A 15,407-nucleotide genomic window follows, 5' to 3' on the forward strand; every position below is an offset into this window, starting at 1 on the left:
AACCTGAAAAAGAAGGGTGCCAGCTATCATTCTATGAGTGCGTCCGGCCTGTTATCAGAACGGAAATCGAAAAGTAGAGAGACGTGCAATTTCTGTGATATTAAATACTCAACATCCGGTGATCGTGCCACACTTCGATGTGTACTCACGTCGAAGTGTGCTGCTATTGCTTGCGTGTCTCTCTGATTAAATGTGATGCCACTTTGTTCTTCGCAACCACACCCCGACTGAGTACAGTCGGAGTATGGTACTGATTCCGAGTGCAATTGCCTTTGGCTTATTCAACGGTTGCCAGATTGGAGAAAATCACCCGGCCGGTGTTACGTTTGAGAGGATCAACTACTTCGAGGCTGATCTTGGGATGAATTTCCGCCTGTTCCGTGGAAAGCTGATCGCCAGTAGTATCGGGGGCTTTGCCAGTCAGTTGCAGGGCAAACTTTCCGCCGCCAGCAGGCACCGTAAAGCGGAGGATGCTCTGATACAGGCTGCCTCGCTTGCTGTGTTCCACACGGTCTGCTAGAACCGGTGAACGGGCGATGACTTCATAGGCATCTGCAGGAAGCTGCTTACCCGCGCCATCTCGTTCCTTGAGTACTTTGATGCTGAAATCGGCTTGCGGTTTGCGATAAATGTCTCCACTGTCGCCGGTAGCAGCATGCACTTCAAACCAGTTCAGGGTGACTTGCACGACCGTGTTTTCGGGAAGTATGGTAACTGCAGAGGAGGCTGCACCGAAAGGTTTCCAGGCAAGCTGAGCCAGATCGTGCCGAGCAGCTGATTTCGATGCAGTAAATTCCATGACCTGATCGCCATTGTTGTCGCGGAACAGACCAGTCCAGACCTGGCCTGGGCGGTTGAGTGTTGCCTGGTACCACTTGGCGCCACGCAGAACATCGTGGGTCAGGAAGCGAAGCCTTGGAGCTTGGCCGGGCAGGTCAGCGTAGCCATCGGTCCATTGCATGGTAACGCAGACGGTCTTAGCGCCTTTCAGGCTGGCCATATCGTGAATGAATTGCTCGAAGCGGATGCCACGCTGGAAGTGGGCTTTGTCAAGAGCATCAAGCGCTTCCTGTCGTTTCTGATATTCGAGTCGCTTGGCTTTGGTGGCATCGTCCAGTGTGAAATCATTCAGTATTCGGTTGCGCATGACACGCAGTTCCAGTTTTTCATTTTCGATGCGAGTGGTTTCCTCAGCCCATTCTTCCTTGCGGTTCAAAAGGGCTGGTGTCAGCCAGGGTTTGCCTAAGACCGATTCACCCAATTGCTGAAGCTGGAACGGAGAACCAGCATCGATTCGTACCAGAACGACTTCATCGTGAGGATTCTGCTTCAGGAATTCTTTTGCCAGGAGTGTGCTTTGGCCAGGTGCATCGCCTTCTGGCAGAGGTGCAGGCTTCAGATCTGGATTGAGTTCAGCGGTTGCGTCAATTAACCTGGTGTTTTTGGGGAATCCTTCACCGATCCATTTTTCAAACTGTCGGAAATCATCACCAATGATCACGGCACGTTTTGCGGGTTTAGGCAGCGTGGCAGGAATGTGTGCAACTGGCAGGGTACCCAGTTCCTGGCCAATGGCTGCGAACTCAACCGCGCCGAGTTGTGAGGCAGGGAAGGGGCGGGCGATTTGAGGCAATCGCACGGTTGAGATATTGTCCTGCTTAGCCAGTTCGGTGATGCGTGATGGAGGAGCCAGGCCGGTGACAATTGGCCCCAGGCTGCCTTCGGTGATGAACATGGTTTCAGAGCGGAGCAGTTGCAGGCGGAAGTCGTTGTCCAGTTGTGGGCTACGCAGCACCAGTTCCAGATGCATGAACTTGTCCAGGTCGCCATCTGGAACCTTGGTCAGGTAACCTTTCAAGTCAGGGCTGATCTTGTCGAGATATTCTTTGCCAGCAGGTGCTGCGGTCGGTTGTGCAATATCGGGTACAGGGGGTGATGTTTCTGCAATGACAATAGCCAATCGTACAAGTGGTGTCTTGCCAGCGACTGCACTGGCAGCTTTCAGGGAAGTAGGTAGAGTCACTTCCAAGTTGGAGTTAAGCAGGGCATCGAGGGCAGCAACGGGAAGTCGGCCGAGCATCCTGGTATGCTGTTGATGGTCAGCGCCTTCGTTTTCGATGAAGCCGAGCGGCTTAAGTTGCTCGCGGGCAAGCTGGTAGAGTTCTCGCTGTCTGTCGGATCCGGTGATATTCAGAATCAGGCGAACCAGGACTGTCTGCTGTGCATCGGCAGGAAGTTGATATCCTTCTGGAAGCAGAACAGCTACTCGCAGAAACCGTTCGAGTCGCAGAGTGGAGATGCCTGATGCAGGGATAGTGCCTGAGAGCATTTCACCAAAGAGTTCTGCACGGGGTAATCCGGGAGCAGCTTTGAACCCTGCTTGTTCAAGTCTTGCCAGCATCTGCTTGTAGTAGGCATAACGCTGCTGAAGTTCGGCATCGATTTTGTAACGGAGGCGAACGAGGTACTTTGTGGTGGATCCAGCAGTTTCGGGAGGCTGGGCGCTCAGGGTAATCCCAGTCATGCACAACAGACTGACGCAGAATAACAACCAGCGCATAGCGTGCGTACCCCTCTATGAGACTGCGGCAGAGACCCTTCCCCTATTGTTCCATGCAGAACGGGAATATGAAAGATAAGGTAAGAGAGATAATCCACGCGAGTGCAACATCAGACGGTAGGGTCGATCTCTCTAAGCCTGACTTGCATAATCGTTAAGGTCGTTATAGCTATCAGAGTCTTCCTGGTGTGAACCTGACACATCTTATTCAGCTTGTATTCCCCTCAAGTCGATGATATCTGACCGCCCGTGTCGAGAAAGGCAAGGAGGGAGCCATGGCACAGTCTACATTTCGTCGCACGTGTACGCTTGAAACTTTAGAAGATCGTCATCTGCTGGCAGTAACAACATCACTGATTAACGGTGGAACTACACTGCGAATCGTCAGTGATGCCTCCTCGGATATCGTTCGCATTATTCAAAGCGATACCGATGATAGCATCAAAGTGAGCTGGCAGCCTGTCAGCAGCGGTATGCTCGACGACTTTGATTATGCCCAGGACTTCATGAGTTCCAAGATCAGCAAGATCATCGTTCAGATGGGCGCTGGCGATGATCAGCTTTATTACCAGTTTGACAGTCTGGAAATGTATTCTCCCAAGACTTTGCAGGTCGATCTGGGTGCAGGTGCCGACTACGCCTTCTTTGATTTTGGTGGCAACTTGATGGTGCCATATGGTGGTCCGGGTAACGATGCGCCATCGCCGGATGGCAACGAAATTCCAATGTATGACTGGCCGATGCCCATGCCTGCGGAACTCAAGCAGAACCTGACGATTGATGTCAAAGGTGGTTCGGGCAATGATGTCATTGATGCAGTGTTTGGCAATGTGTATGCCAACCTGAACTACCGGGCTCGTGGCGAAGCGGGACAGGACAGGTTAACGGCAGACATTGCCGGTTCTGTTTCTTCAACTGCCCGTGTTCTGATTGATCTGGATGGTGGAATAGCCCAGGACACGCTATGGACTAGCCTGGGTCAGGGTACTGTGGAAACGGGTGGACGCATAACTGTGAATCAGCGAGGCGGTCAGGGAAATGACAGCCTCTCTGCAGTAGGCTATGGTGCAGTTCACGGCGCTGTGTTTTTGAATCAGTGGGGAGGCACGGGTGGTGATACTATCAGTTCCATGATGGAACTCGACGACTTGAGCAGTGGCCGCGTGATTGCCCGAGCCTATGGCCAGGCTGGTAGTGATGATGTAACCATGCGACTGAAGCAAGGTGAGACACAGTTGATGCAGGAGCCGCCATACAATGAGCCAGCCGTAGCCGTCACAGCTAGTCTGTTTGGCACGATCCATGGTGGTGCAGGTGGCAATGTGGCCCGCATTACTCCTAACATTCGGGTCATGTTCGCCCGTACGCTGGAGAGCAGTTGGTTCAGTGGATTCCCGATGCCACCAGGCTAATGTGTCTGAAACGCAGAGATAAACGACGCTGACCTTGTTATAATGACATGACTTGTTTTGAACGGGTCATGTCATGCGCCGTTTTAGCCGTATTTATCTTCACACGATGATGGGTGCCCTGGGGGGCTGGTTCGGCTGGATGCTGTTCAGCGAATGGTGTTCACCGTCTTGGTCGTGGCATGTTCTGGCATTGACTGGCGGCTTGCTGATTGGTGCGTGCATTGGTTTAGGGTTGGCCGTGGTGGAAGCACTGGCTGATCGATCGCTGGTGCGTTTGGTGCGTCGTGGTGCGGTTGGTATTGTCCTGGGCGGATTGGGCGGAGCCATCGGCTGCTGGCTGGGTGAGTGGATCAATTACATCATCGTTTCAAATACTGGTGCGGGGAGCACCTTGGCCATCGCAGGTAGCGTGTTGGCACGTATGCTGGGCTGGGCCTTTTTTGGCTGTACGGTGGGCATGAGCGAAGGCATTGCCTTGATGTCACGCAGGAAAATCATTTATGGCGTTATCGGTGGATCTTTAGGTGGGGCGCTGGGCGGATTGTTCTTCGGCATTTTGCTGGCGACGTATCAACCCGGCGAAACGAGTTACATCTGGGGACAGGCATTGGGTCTGGTGCTCTTGGGCGCCTTGATTGGCATGTTACGGTCGCTGGTCGAAGAAGTGATGAAACCTGCGGCACTTCGGGTATTGCAAGGCTGGCATGAAGGGCGAGAGTATGCCATTGTCAATGAACGAACCGTGCTGGGTCGAGATGAAGCTGTGGATATTCTGTTGCTTCGTGATATGGCAGTGATGAAACGCCATGCATTACTACGGCGCGATGGCCAGCGTTACTGGCTGCAACGACTTGATGGGCCATCGCAGGATACGAGGGTGAATGATCAGCTCGTCAATGACCAACTGGAACTACAAAACGGCGACAGGATTCAACTTGGTGCTACGGTAGTAAGATTTCAGCAAAAAAGTGCAAAATAATTCGACGCGCCGCCTTCATTCCAACCAACAGGAGGTAGGAGTCACGCATGACACTGACTGCTCTATCTCCTGAGGCTCGGGTAGCGGGCAATTTCACCAGGGAACAGGCAACTGATGCCATCCTGTTGCGAAGGTTTATTCACCGCCATGATGAAGAAGCATTCGCAGAGATTGTTCGTAAGCATGGGCCGATGGTATTGCGAACTGCTCAGCGCATGCTGGGTCGTGATGCCGATGATGTTTTTCAGGCGGCATTTATGGTGCTGGTGCGGCGGGCAACTGCCATCCAGCCTCCTGAGATGCTGGGCCCCTGGCTTCATGGAGTGGCGTGCCGTTGTGCCCTGCAGGTTCGCAAACAGCGGGCCAGGCAAGGTCAGCGGGAACAACCTTTGACGGAGGCTCAACCGGTGATGACCGAACCGGTCGAATCGCACGATTGGCTGCCTTACCTCGATGAGGAAGTCCAGAAGCTGCCCGAAATCTATCGCCGTCCCGTTGTCTTGTGTGAGCTGGAAGGGCGAAGCAGAAGGGAAGCCGCTGAACTGCTTGGAATTGCAGAGGGTACTCTTTCGAGTCGATTAGCCACCGCTCGTCAAAGACTGGCTCGTCGGCTCGGTCATCGTGGGCTATTCAGTGTGACGGTGCTTGGCTCCTGGTTGGCGCTGGAAAGCTCAGCAAGCGCCAGTCTGCCTGAATCGCTGGTGGAGACTACCACCAGGATCGGCATGCATCTGCTTGAGCATCCTGCAACGGCCCTCTCTCCGGCTGTTGCCACTCTTTCTGATGGAGCCATGAAGTCCATGTTTTATTCCAAATGCAAACTGGTTGCCCTGGTGGCAGTCAGCATCAGTTGCCTGGGTTACGGCTGCTGGTTTCTGGGCGATGTCGGCGCTGCTGAACCGGGTGCGCTTGCCTTAATGCAGGATGATCAAAAGCCAACTCGCAGCGGCCAGAGTTCCGCGAATAGCAAGCCGGGCAGTGTAAACACCACCAACCGTGGAGCACAAGCCGGACAAAACAGTACTGCAACTGCAAACAGCCGCCCGGGCCAGAACACCACCAATACTACCACAACGAGTGCTGATAATCAGAAGCCTGCACGCCCCGGCAAAGGCAGCCGAAATGATAACACGAACACTGTTACGATAACTGGTTCCGGCAAAATCACTACGGAAACCCGTGAGGTATCCGGCTTCCGTGAAGTTGTTCTTCTCAACGCAGGCAGCATAACCCTCAAGCAAACTGGGAAGGAATCGCTCACGCTGACCACTGATGATAACCTGCACGAACACCTGCTCACCGTCGTCGATGATGGTCGACTCACGCTCAGGAATGCCAAGGAGAAAGTGCAACTCAAACCCAGCAAGAAGATTGACTACGTTATCGAAGTGAAAGACTTGACTGCCATTACAATTGATGGTTCGGGAAGCGTTACCGCAAGTGAAATTGAGGGCAAATCACTGAAGATCGGCATTGCCGGTTCGGGCAGCGTTTCACTGAGTGGCACTGCAAACTCTGTTAACTTCACGGTTAATGGTTCGGGATCCGTGCAGTCTGCTGATCTGGAAGCCAAGCAGGCCACCATCAACATCCCTGGTTCAGCCAGCGTCGTGGTGAATGCCAGCGAATCGCTGAATGTCAAAATCAGCGGCTCCGGTTCTATCAAGTACGTGGGTGAGCCGAAGATCACCAAAACCATTCATGGAACCGGCGTCGTCAATAAGTATGTACCGAAGCCATAATGAAATCGATGGGATGAATAAGAAGAGCACCTGTTCTGCATCAGTTCGGAACAGGTGTTTTGCATTTCTACTTCAGTTTGTTCAAGATGAAGAAAATGTCGTTGTTGAATTCTGACGCATTGTCTGATATGGTCGTTTGAAATATTGGAGTTCCCAAATGGGATATGACTGTACGCTGCATGTTGTCGATGAAAAGATGATTCGAGACCAATTCATTCCTAAGCTGCTGAAGAAGCAACGTGGCAAATCTCAGTTTGATCAAGAAAATGAATCTGCGGAATGGTGGAATATTGTTCAGCAGCAACTCTCGGAATTGACTCTAGCGAATTCAGAGGGAATGCCTCAAGCTGTTGCCAGGGATGTCTGTAATCTCGCGGTTATGTTTTCTGCTGCTGAACTTCCTTACCATTATGAGCGTGGTTTCTGTTTGTCACTCTGGCCGGGTCAACCAGATGATGACCTTCGCGCCCAAGTGCCCAGGAAGTTCATCGGCAACCCCGAAGACTTGTTTTCCAGTCTTGTCAAAGAGTATCCGCAACTCCATGGGCAATTTCCGCAGGAAATCATGTCGAATGGCTGCACGGGTGTGTATGTGGCAGCCGAACATGTACCCGAACTATTGAAGTGGGTGGAACGAAAAGTGGCTCGCTATCCCAAGCCGAGCAGAAGGCTCTTTCGCGGACTGGTATTGGTTCTCAAGGAAGCAGCGTCACGAAAACTGGCGTATTGGGAAGCAACTGATCTCTCTGTTCGGGCAAAGACTATCATGCCGCCAGGCGATCAGAGAAAAACAGGGTTGGAAGAGTTTCGAATTCCCAAATACTTTGCCCATGACTTTAAGCACCGTCGGGGCAATCTGCTGGTGTTCAGCAGCATCGTTTATGAACATGGTGATCCGGCAACTTCATTTGTGAATTTCGAGAGTTGGCCGCCACGAATCGAGTTGTTGCATGAATATGCTGTGGAAGTCGATTCATCACGACAAGGGAAATGGCTGATGGTAGCTAAGGATGAGAATGCTGATTCATATCTTGGCAGAGAAGTGAGGCTGCGTGATCATCCGCTTTCCAACGACTATTCTGTGTTGAGAATAGATGAGTTAAATCCAGAACTGCTGTGTGGGTGGGCTGGATTTATTGGCGAGTTGGTGGTTGCTCGCCGAGAAAGTGATAATAAACATAAGCCAACTGGTTTTCCGCTCGTTCAATCCAGCAAAGTCTTGCGGTACAACGAAAGCGCTCGCATTTTGAATCCAGAGATTCACAAGTATTCTGTGGGAGTTGTACGATTAAATGACGGTTCAGACATTCTCATTTGGGGTTTGAAGGGGTACCAATGGAGAGATGGTGCATTTGATCCTGTCTATTCTTTAGTTGATTATTGTCGTTCGGATTTCTCCTTCATTCCTTCAGGTCAATCAGGCTTCTTCATAGTTCAGAATGGACAGCTATGCGAGTTTCAGAGAAGCGAGAAGCGCAAGCAACATATGAATCGATTTACGAACATCATGTTCCTCACACCTGGTCCCCAAAACAGCATCATTCTAAAAGAAGGTTACAACAAGCTGGGTGACCTTGGGAAACTCTATTTCCCTGGCCGGGACTATTACCAACGCCTGGAGCCGGAACTGTTTGATGATGAAGACCCTGATGCTATTTATTCTTTGCATTGGATTGAATCATGTGACCGGTTTATCGCAGCTACACCAAAAAGATTCTGGGCGATACCTACTGCCAGGGTGCTTCATTTACCACGATATAGCGCCAGCACTGGTAGAAAGTTGCGTGATTAAGGTGTGTTTTAAACCAATACCCAAATTCTACTTTAATCCGCTCAAATACTCCACCAGATCCCGCAGTTCTCTTGCTGAGAGGTGCTTCATCGTATCCTCTGGCATGGCTGATTTGCCTGTCTTGCGTTCTTCGATGTCAGCTTTCTTCAGCACCACGGTTTTTGCTTCCGGTGTGATGATCGTGACGGTCTTGTCATCTTCTTTCTTCACCACCCCCTGATGTACCACGCCATCGGCCATCAGAATAATGCTCAACTCGAAACCTTTGGCGATGGTCTTGTTCGGGTCAACGAGCGATTCCAGCAGATACTCGCGGTTTTTCTCTTTGCCGATGAGTGACAGTTCCGGGCCGACTTCGCCGCCGTCTTTGCCAACTTTGTGACAACGCAGGCAGGCAGCAGCGGTTTTTTCAAAGAAAACCTTGCGGCCTTCATCTGCACTTCCGCCGGTGAGAGCGGGGCGATGTTCCGCATAGGGCCCTTGCTGGCCCAGACGATCAATCCCCTGTTTCCACAGGCTTTTCCATTGGGCATGATGGCGTTGTTGTACCGCTTCTGAAAGTTCAAGGTGTGTTTCAGGGACACTTTTGCCTTCGGCAAACGCACGCAGCCAGTGCTCGAGTATTGCATCAGCAGCCTGGGTTTTTAGTTTAACCAGTTGCGTGATGGCTTCCTGTTTTTCACGCACGCCGCCCTGGTCGTACATGCGTTCGAGAATGCCAACAGCCTGATCTGGATGCAGATTGACCATAGTGGTTCGAGCAGCCTGGCGCAGATTTGGTTCGTTGCTGGTTATCCAGCTCTCTGCCACTTTTTCGACGCCTGCAGTTCCGAGCGACACTGCGCACTGTAATGCAGCGAGCCGCAGTTCAGTGTTGTTAGCATTGTTCTGGGCTAGGGAAAGAACCTCATTTCCCAGCGTTTTCAATCGCAGCTTTTCAACGGTTCGAACAGCTTCGGTCAACACGGCTGGCTTTACTTTGAGCCAGTTTGGAAATGCTGCAGCAACTGCCTGTTGTGCTGGCTGTTCGCTGCGTGGGGCTATCGGCCTCCACAGGCCGACTACCCAGTCACGGCCGCTCGGCTTGGCCCAGTTCGCCAGCATTTTCAATGCTTCCTGACGCAAGGTGGTATTGCGGGTTTCATCTCTGATGAACCCGGCCAGCTTGTTGGCAGCGGCCTCATCGCCCTTCAGATACTGGGCATGCAGCAGACGCAACTGCACAGGAATCTTGTATTCAGAGCGAATCGGCAGACTGGCAAGTGAGTTCTTTCCCGCTGCAAGGCCGGGCTCATCGTGCAGTGCCCGAATTGCTTCTGCCTGTACGGCCAAATCACTATCGCTCAAGAAGCGCACGAGTTGCTTTTCCTCGAGCAATTTGCGAGCAGCCACCACACCTGCCAGGCGAACAGGTGACGATTCGGTTGTAAGGTTGTTCCAGAGAGCGGGGTATTTCTTGACAAGTGATGTCAGTGCCATCGTGGCTGCATGCCGAAGCCAGGGGTCCTTTTCTGCCTTGCCGAGCAGTTCACAGATCGATGGGTAAACGGTTTCGACGGGATGAGTAGCCAGGCATTGTGCCGTTTGAGCTTTCACCTGATCGTTAGTGTGTCGCAGGAGCTTTACATATTCGTCCACATCAAGTGAAAAAGGAGGTTTGGCTTCAGTAAGCACTTTCAGAACTGCCAGCGTGATGCGCGGGTTATCACCGAACAACCATTCTTTGAGTGCGGTAGATGCCGATAAGGATGATGTTTGCCTGAGCAGTTGTCCGAGTGTCCAGATGGCAAATACTTTCCCGGTTTCATTGTTTGCCTTCTGGATGAGAGACACCGTGGCGTCAATCGCCTGCAGTTTCTCCTGGCGCAGTATCAATGCTGATTGTGCTTCCATCCGCACCCTGCGGTCGAAATGCGTTAACAAAGGCACCAGTTCTGCAACGTTTTTTTTGCTCCAATCGCTGGCCAGCAATTCCTTGATGGTCTTTGCTTGGGCGCTGTTGACATAGTTCGGATTGACAATGCGATGGATGCGGCCTTTGCCGGTCTTGCCCCAGCCTTCGACCCAATCGAGGATGTACAGCCCGCCATCGGGGCCGAAGTCCACATCGGTGGCCAATACACCCCAGGCAAACAACTCGCTATCGATAACAGAGAATCCAGCGCCTTTTGGTTTCACTGCAAAGCTGCGAATGCCACTGGAAGTTGGCGAGCCACGGAAATCGCACATAAAGAAATGGTTCTGATACTTATCCGGCAACCCGGTGCCGGGGTAATAAACCAGCCCGGATGGCCCATCGCCCAGGTTGATGAGTGGTGGCACGATGAAAGCTGGCTGATCGTTCCGTGCCGGGTGCCACATGAATTCCGAATTCCACGGCCCGCGTGAATAGGGTTGTTCCAGATACTGCCAGCCGATATGCCAGCCACAATCTGCTCCGTAGGGGAGGTAGACAAACCGGGCTCTGTCGCCTGAATCGGAATTGTTATCGCCGGTGAAAAGGTTGCCATCGTCATCGAATGCAAGTTCCTGCGGATTGCGTAGTCCCTTTGCGAAGAGTTCCAGATCGCTGCCATCGGCATTGCATCGGAAGACTGCTCCGGTATGAGGCACTTCGATCTTGTTGCCTTCTTTGGTGACGATGTTCGCTCCGCGGTCGCCAATGCTGAAGTAAATCTTGCCATCGACCGGGCTGACTGCCAAGCCGTGCAGATCGTGACCGATGAAAGAAGTATGTACACCGTAGCCAGTTGATAAGCTCTTCTGCACATCGGCATGGTGTTTGTTCTTGGTATCCCGCAGCAGCCATAGATCGGGAATGCAGGTGAAGTAGATGTTGCTCTGATGTGCCAAAACGCCGGAACCGAGTCCATCGACAGCTTTGCGATAATTGTCTGAGAAGACATATGCCTGATCTGGCTTGCCTGTGCCCTTGCTGTCGATCAGCTTGCGAACCTGGTCGCGCTCTTTTTCATAGGTGGAATACGTGTCCTTGAGGTGTTTGCGATACTTCGCATCACGTTCTGCGACGGTGGTCAGCGCCAGTTCATCATCGAGCCAGTACATGTGGCTGCGGTTATCGGTGACGCCTGCATGAATGCGATAGGTTTCAGCGACGTAGATGTTCCCCTTGGAATCAAAGCAGAAAGCGACAGGGTTGGCGAGCAGTGGTTCAGCAGCGTAGAGTTCAGCCTTCAGCCCGCTCGGCAGCTTAATGCGGGATGTTGACAGCTTCGCATCGCGGCTTGGTTCTCCTGCAGTGACAACCATCTTCTTGTCTTCGGGTGGTTCTGCAGCTTGGGCCTGTATCAACACCATCGCAGAAAGAACTGTCATGTAGAGCAGTTGCTGTTTCATCATCACTCCGGGCGTGAACCCATTCAAACTCGATACTTCAAGGTAGAGGAGTATCCTACAAGCGGTATGTGAAGTCAAACAGAAGTACTGATTTACCCTGACCGTTATTTGAGGTAGGATTGCAGTATGCTCCCACCACCTCCCCGACTGGATACTCTTGTTGAATCAGATCATGCCACCAATCCCACGATGGTGAAGGTGCGTGAGATTGAAACGGTGCCCAGTAATGGAATGCCCGACATTCCTGGTTACGAAGTGATTTCGGAACTGGGCAAGGGCGGCATGGGCCGGGTATACCAGGCCCGCCATCTGGGGCTTAACCGGATGGATGCCATCAAGATGGTGATTGGTAATTCCAATCCGCGGACGTTGACACGGTTTGCTGACGAAGCACGTGCCATTGCCAAGCTGAAGCATGCCAACATTGCCCAGGTGTACGACACGGGTGAAGTGAAGGGTCAGCCTTACTACGCCATGGAATTGGTGGAAGCAGGCACCCTGACGCAAAAACTTGATGGCGAGCCGATTGATGCGAAACAGGCAGCCCGGCTGGTGATGACCTTGGCTCGAGCGGTGGATTATTTCAACCAGCAGGGAATCATTCATCGAGATTTGAAACCCAGTAATATCCTGATGACTAAACAGGGCGAGCCCAAGATTGCAGACTTCGGCCTGGTCAAGAACCTCGAAGGCGACTCGCAGCAGACACAGACGGGCGATGTCGTAGGTTCGCCGAGTTACATGTCGCCTGAACAGGCTTCGGGCATGGTGAAGAGCATTGGCCCATCGACCGACATCTATTCATTGGGAGCTATTCTGTACCAGTGTTTAACGGGCCGTCCACCGTTTCAAACTTCCGATCCGATGCAGACTCTGATGGCGGTTATCTCCAACGATCCCGTCCCGGTACGTCAACTCATACCCGGTACACCACGAGATATCAACACCATCTGCATGAAGTGCCTGGAGAAACAGCCTGGCAAACGATATGCGACCGCAGGTGCTTTAGCTGGTGACCTGCAGCGGTTTCTGAATGGTGAAACCATCCTGGCGCGACCGGCCGGAGTTATCGAGAAGAGTTGGAAGTGGTGCCGCCGCCGACCTGCCTGGGCTACCGTCATTGCGCTGGGATTGTTAACGCTAATTGGCAGTGCGTTGGGTTATTTACAGCTTCGGTATGCCTACCAGCAATTAGACGAGGCCAAGCGTGAATCGGATCTGCAATCAGCGGCTACACGGGCGGTGCTGGATCGCATGATTGTTCACTATTCGGAAGATCTGGCTGGCATTCCGCAAACGGAAAAAATTCGACAGCAGGGGCTGGAAGATGCCCGCAACATGTATGAAAGGCTGCTGCGCAACAAGCCCAACGATGAGATAGCCCGTGCCCAGTATGTAGAATCCTGCATGCAACTGGCTTCGATTGAACGATCACTGGGTGCCTACACTCGAGCCGAAGAGGCATATCAGAAGGCCATGGTGGTGCTTGATCAACTGATTCGTGAATCGTCGAGCCAAGACCATCTGGGGCGCTATCTCGATGTGTTACAGTCTCGTGCCAGCCTATGCCACGATCAGGGGCAACAAGAGGCTGGTAACCAGCAGTTGCAACTGGCAGAACCATTTTTCAAGCGGCTGGAAGGCGAGGCACTAACCGCCAATCTGGCCAAGAGCCTTGGCAGTTATTATGGAACACTCGGACAGAATCACCGCATGGCACAGCGTTTCAGCGATGCGGAATCAGCTTATCGCAAGGCGATTGAATATCAGCAGAAGGCTGTACAGTTGGCTGATGAGACTGATACGAAAAGCCGGTCTGGTTTAGCAGTAGCCCACAACAGCCTGGGGACGATTCTGTTGATACAGAGCAAATTCCAGCCAGCCGCTGAGGAATTCCAGAAGGCATTGAATCTGCTGCCTCGCGATTCGCAACCCAACAAAATCTACTTGCGGGCCATGATCAATTCCAACCAGGCGATTGTGTATGATTCACTCAAAAACTTCAGCGAAGCAGATAAGGCGTATGCGAACGCATCTGCTGTGTTCCAGCAACTGATGAATGACTATCCTATGATGCCTGAATACCGGTTTCGCTGGTGCAAGAGCAGAGTCAATCTGATTCGCAGTATGCTGCCTCGAGAATATGTCAAGGCACCGGGCATCATTGCCGAGGTTGAACCAGTTCTGAAAAAGCTGGTGGAGGATTATCCCCAGCAGAAGGTGTATCGAGATGAAGTCAAGATACTGGACAACTGTAAGGAAATTTTCAAATACTTGCAGAAGGAAGCTGCGGAGAAATAAACTTGAGTGAAACTCGCATTGAAGCCATTCATACCCAGTGGAGCCTGGTGCGGCGGGCTCATGTGCAGGGCAAGCCGGAAGAAGCCGATGCGGCTCGCCAGTTGCTCGTCATGCGCTATGCAACGGCAGTGCGTAAATATCTGGGAGGCATCCTTCGAGATACTGAGCAGGCGGATGAGTTGGCTCAGGATGTAGTCGTTCGGATGCTACGAGGCGACTTTGCCGGGGCTGATCCTGATCGGGGCAGGTTTCGCGACCTGCTTAAGACTGCGACACGGAACCTGGCCCGCAAACATTGGGAAAAGGCTAATGTCAGGCGAACGGTCGATGCCGAACTGAACTTTGTTCCGGCGGAATCATCTGAGGATGCCGATTGGCAACGGGCCTGGCAGATGGCGCTACTGGAACATGTCTGGGGCAGGCTGCAGGAAGACGAGCAGAGTGAAAAGGGTGTGCCTGCCTACACAGTACTGCATCTGCGAACACAATTCCCGGATGAGAGTTCGGAACAACTCGCCCAGCGGCTGGGGGACAAACTGCAGACCAGCATCAAGCCCGATGCCTGGAGGCAGATGCTCCGCCGATCAAGGGTCAAGTTTGCCGAGCTACTGGTGGATGAAGTGCGCATGGGATTGAATGATCCATCCGCCCAGGCAGTGGAAGAGGAACTGGCAGCGATGGGGCTCCTGGAATATGTCGCCGGGGTGGTGGAGATTGAGTAGATTATTAGGTGGGGGTATCAATGGTCGGGCTCTTTCACACCTCGGCTGAGTACAACTGAAGTGTGTTACAAACACCGCTTTGTTTCAGCAAAGATAGCCCGGTAACCAATTCATACATTGTGAAGCAATCGCTTAGTTAAAACAAAAATGATGATGAATTACAACGACAAGAAACATCCATGCCCACATCCAGGCAGGAAACCAAAGTACGTTATGAAAGGGAACCGGAAACGGAATGATATTGATCACCGCTGCAACTGCATAAAGAACTTTCTTCTTTCTGTTTCTGCTGCGAAAACTTGCAATAACGAGTAGTACTTCCAGGACGAATGCACCTATCCACGCCATCCAAATTAAACCATTGTTAGACATCAGTTGTTTCTTGTGGCTTGGGGTATCTCAGGGTTTCTATGGCCTGTATTCTAATCTCTACTTTAGGCTCTGGTACAGCAAAAAAAGATAATGGTATTTTCGGGAGTTGATTGCGATGAGTACCCAGGAACAGGATATCGCGATGCCAGCTACTTCCGAGGTGATGCCGC

General features: G+C 52.1%; 8 protein-coding genes. 6 read left to right on the forward strand and 2 right to left on the reverse strand.

The features are described from left to right. Positions 1–277: 277 nt before the first annotated feature. A complete protein-coding gene (locus JNJ77_02615; GenBank protein MBL8821452.1) occupies positions 278–2,560 on the reverse strand; it encodes a hypothetical protein in 2,283 nt (760 codons plus the stop codon). Between the two features lie 275 nt (positions 2,561–2,835). On the opposite strand from JNJ77_02615, the gene JNJ77_02620 reads away from it, so the two are divergent. The 4 genes from JNJ77_02620 to JNJ77_02635 all read left to right on the forward strand — a co-directional run bounded on the left by JNJ77_02620 (position 2,836) and on the right by JNJ77_02635 (position 8,485). After that, a complete protein-coding gene (locus JNJ77_02620) occupies positions 2,836–3,972 on the forward strand; it encodes a hypothetical protein (GenBank protein ID MBL8821453.1) in 1,137 nt (378 codons plus the stop codon). A 73-nt stretch (positions 3,973–4,045) separates the two neighbouring features. After that, complete coding sequence (locus JNJ77_02625; protein ID MBL8821454.1) at positions 4,046–4,951, forward strand: FHA domain-containing protein; 906 nt, start codon at positions 4,046–4,048, stop codon at positions 4,949–4,951. A gap of 47 nt (positions 4,952–4,998) precedes the next feature. Beyond that, complete coding sequence (locus tag JNJ77_02630; GenBank protein MBL8821455.1) at positions 4,999–6,693, forward strand: sigma-70 family RNA polymerase sigma factor; 1,695 nt, start codon at positions 4,999–5,001, stop codon at positions 6,691–6,693. Positions 6,694–6,850: 157 nt separating this feature from the next. Further along, positions 6,851–8,485, forward strand: a complete 1,635-nt coding sequence (locus JNJ77_02635; protein MBL8821456.1) for a hypothetical protein — start codon at positions 6,851–6,853, stop codon at positions 8,483–8,485. A 27-nt stretch (positions 8,486–8,512) separates the two neighbouring features. On the opposite strand, the gene JNJ77_02640 is transcribed toward JNJ77_02635, so the two are convergent. Next, positions 8,513–11,869, reverse strand: coding sequence for a PQQ-dependent sugar dehydrogenase (locus JNJ77_02640; protein MBL8821457.1), 3,357 nt, complete (start codon positions 11,867–11,869; stop codon positions 8,513–8,515). A gap of 99 nt (positions 11,870–11,968) precedes the next feature. Here JNJ77_02640 and JNJ77_02645 point away from each other — a divergent pair, with 99 nt between their 5' ends. Continuing rightward, on the forward strand, positions 11,969–14,143 hold the full coding sequence (locus tag JNJ77_02645; GenBank protein MBL8821458.1) for a protein kinase: 2,175 nt from the start codon (positions 11,969–11,971) through the stop codon (positions 14,141–14,143). A gap of 2 nt (positions 14,144–14,145) precedes the next feature. Next, complete coding sequence (locus tag JNJ77_02650; protein ID MBL8821459.1) at positions 14,146–14,865, forward strand: sigma-70 family RNA polymerase sigma factor; 720 nt, start codon at positions 14,146–14,148, stop codon at positions 14,863–14,865. The last annotated feature ends 542 nt before the right edge of the window (positions 14,866–15,407 follow it).

This window comes from Planctomycetia bacterium (assembly GCA_016795155.1).
Lineage (GTDB): Bacteria > Planctomycetota > Planctomycetia > Gemmatales > HRBIN36 > JAEUIE01.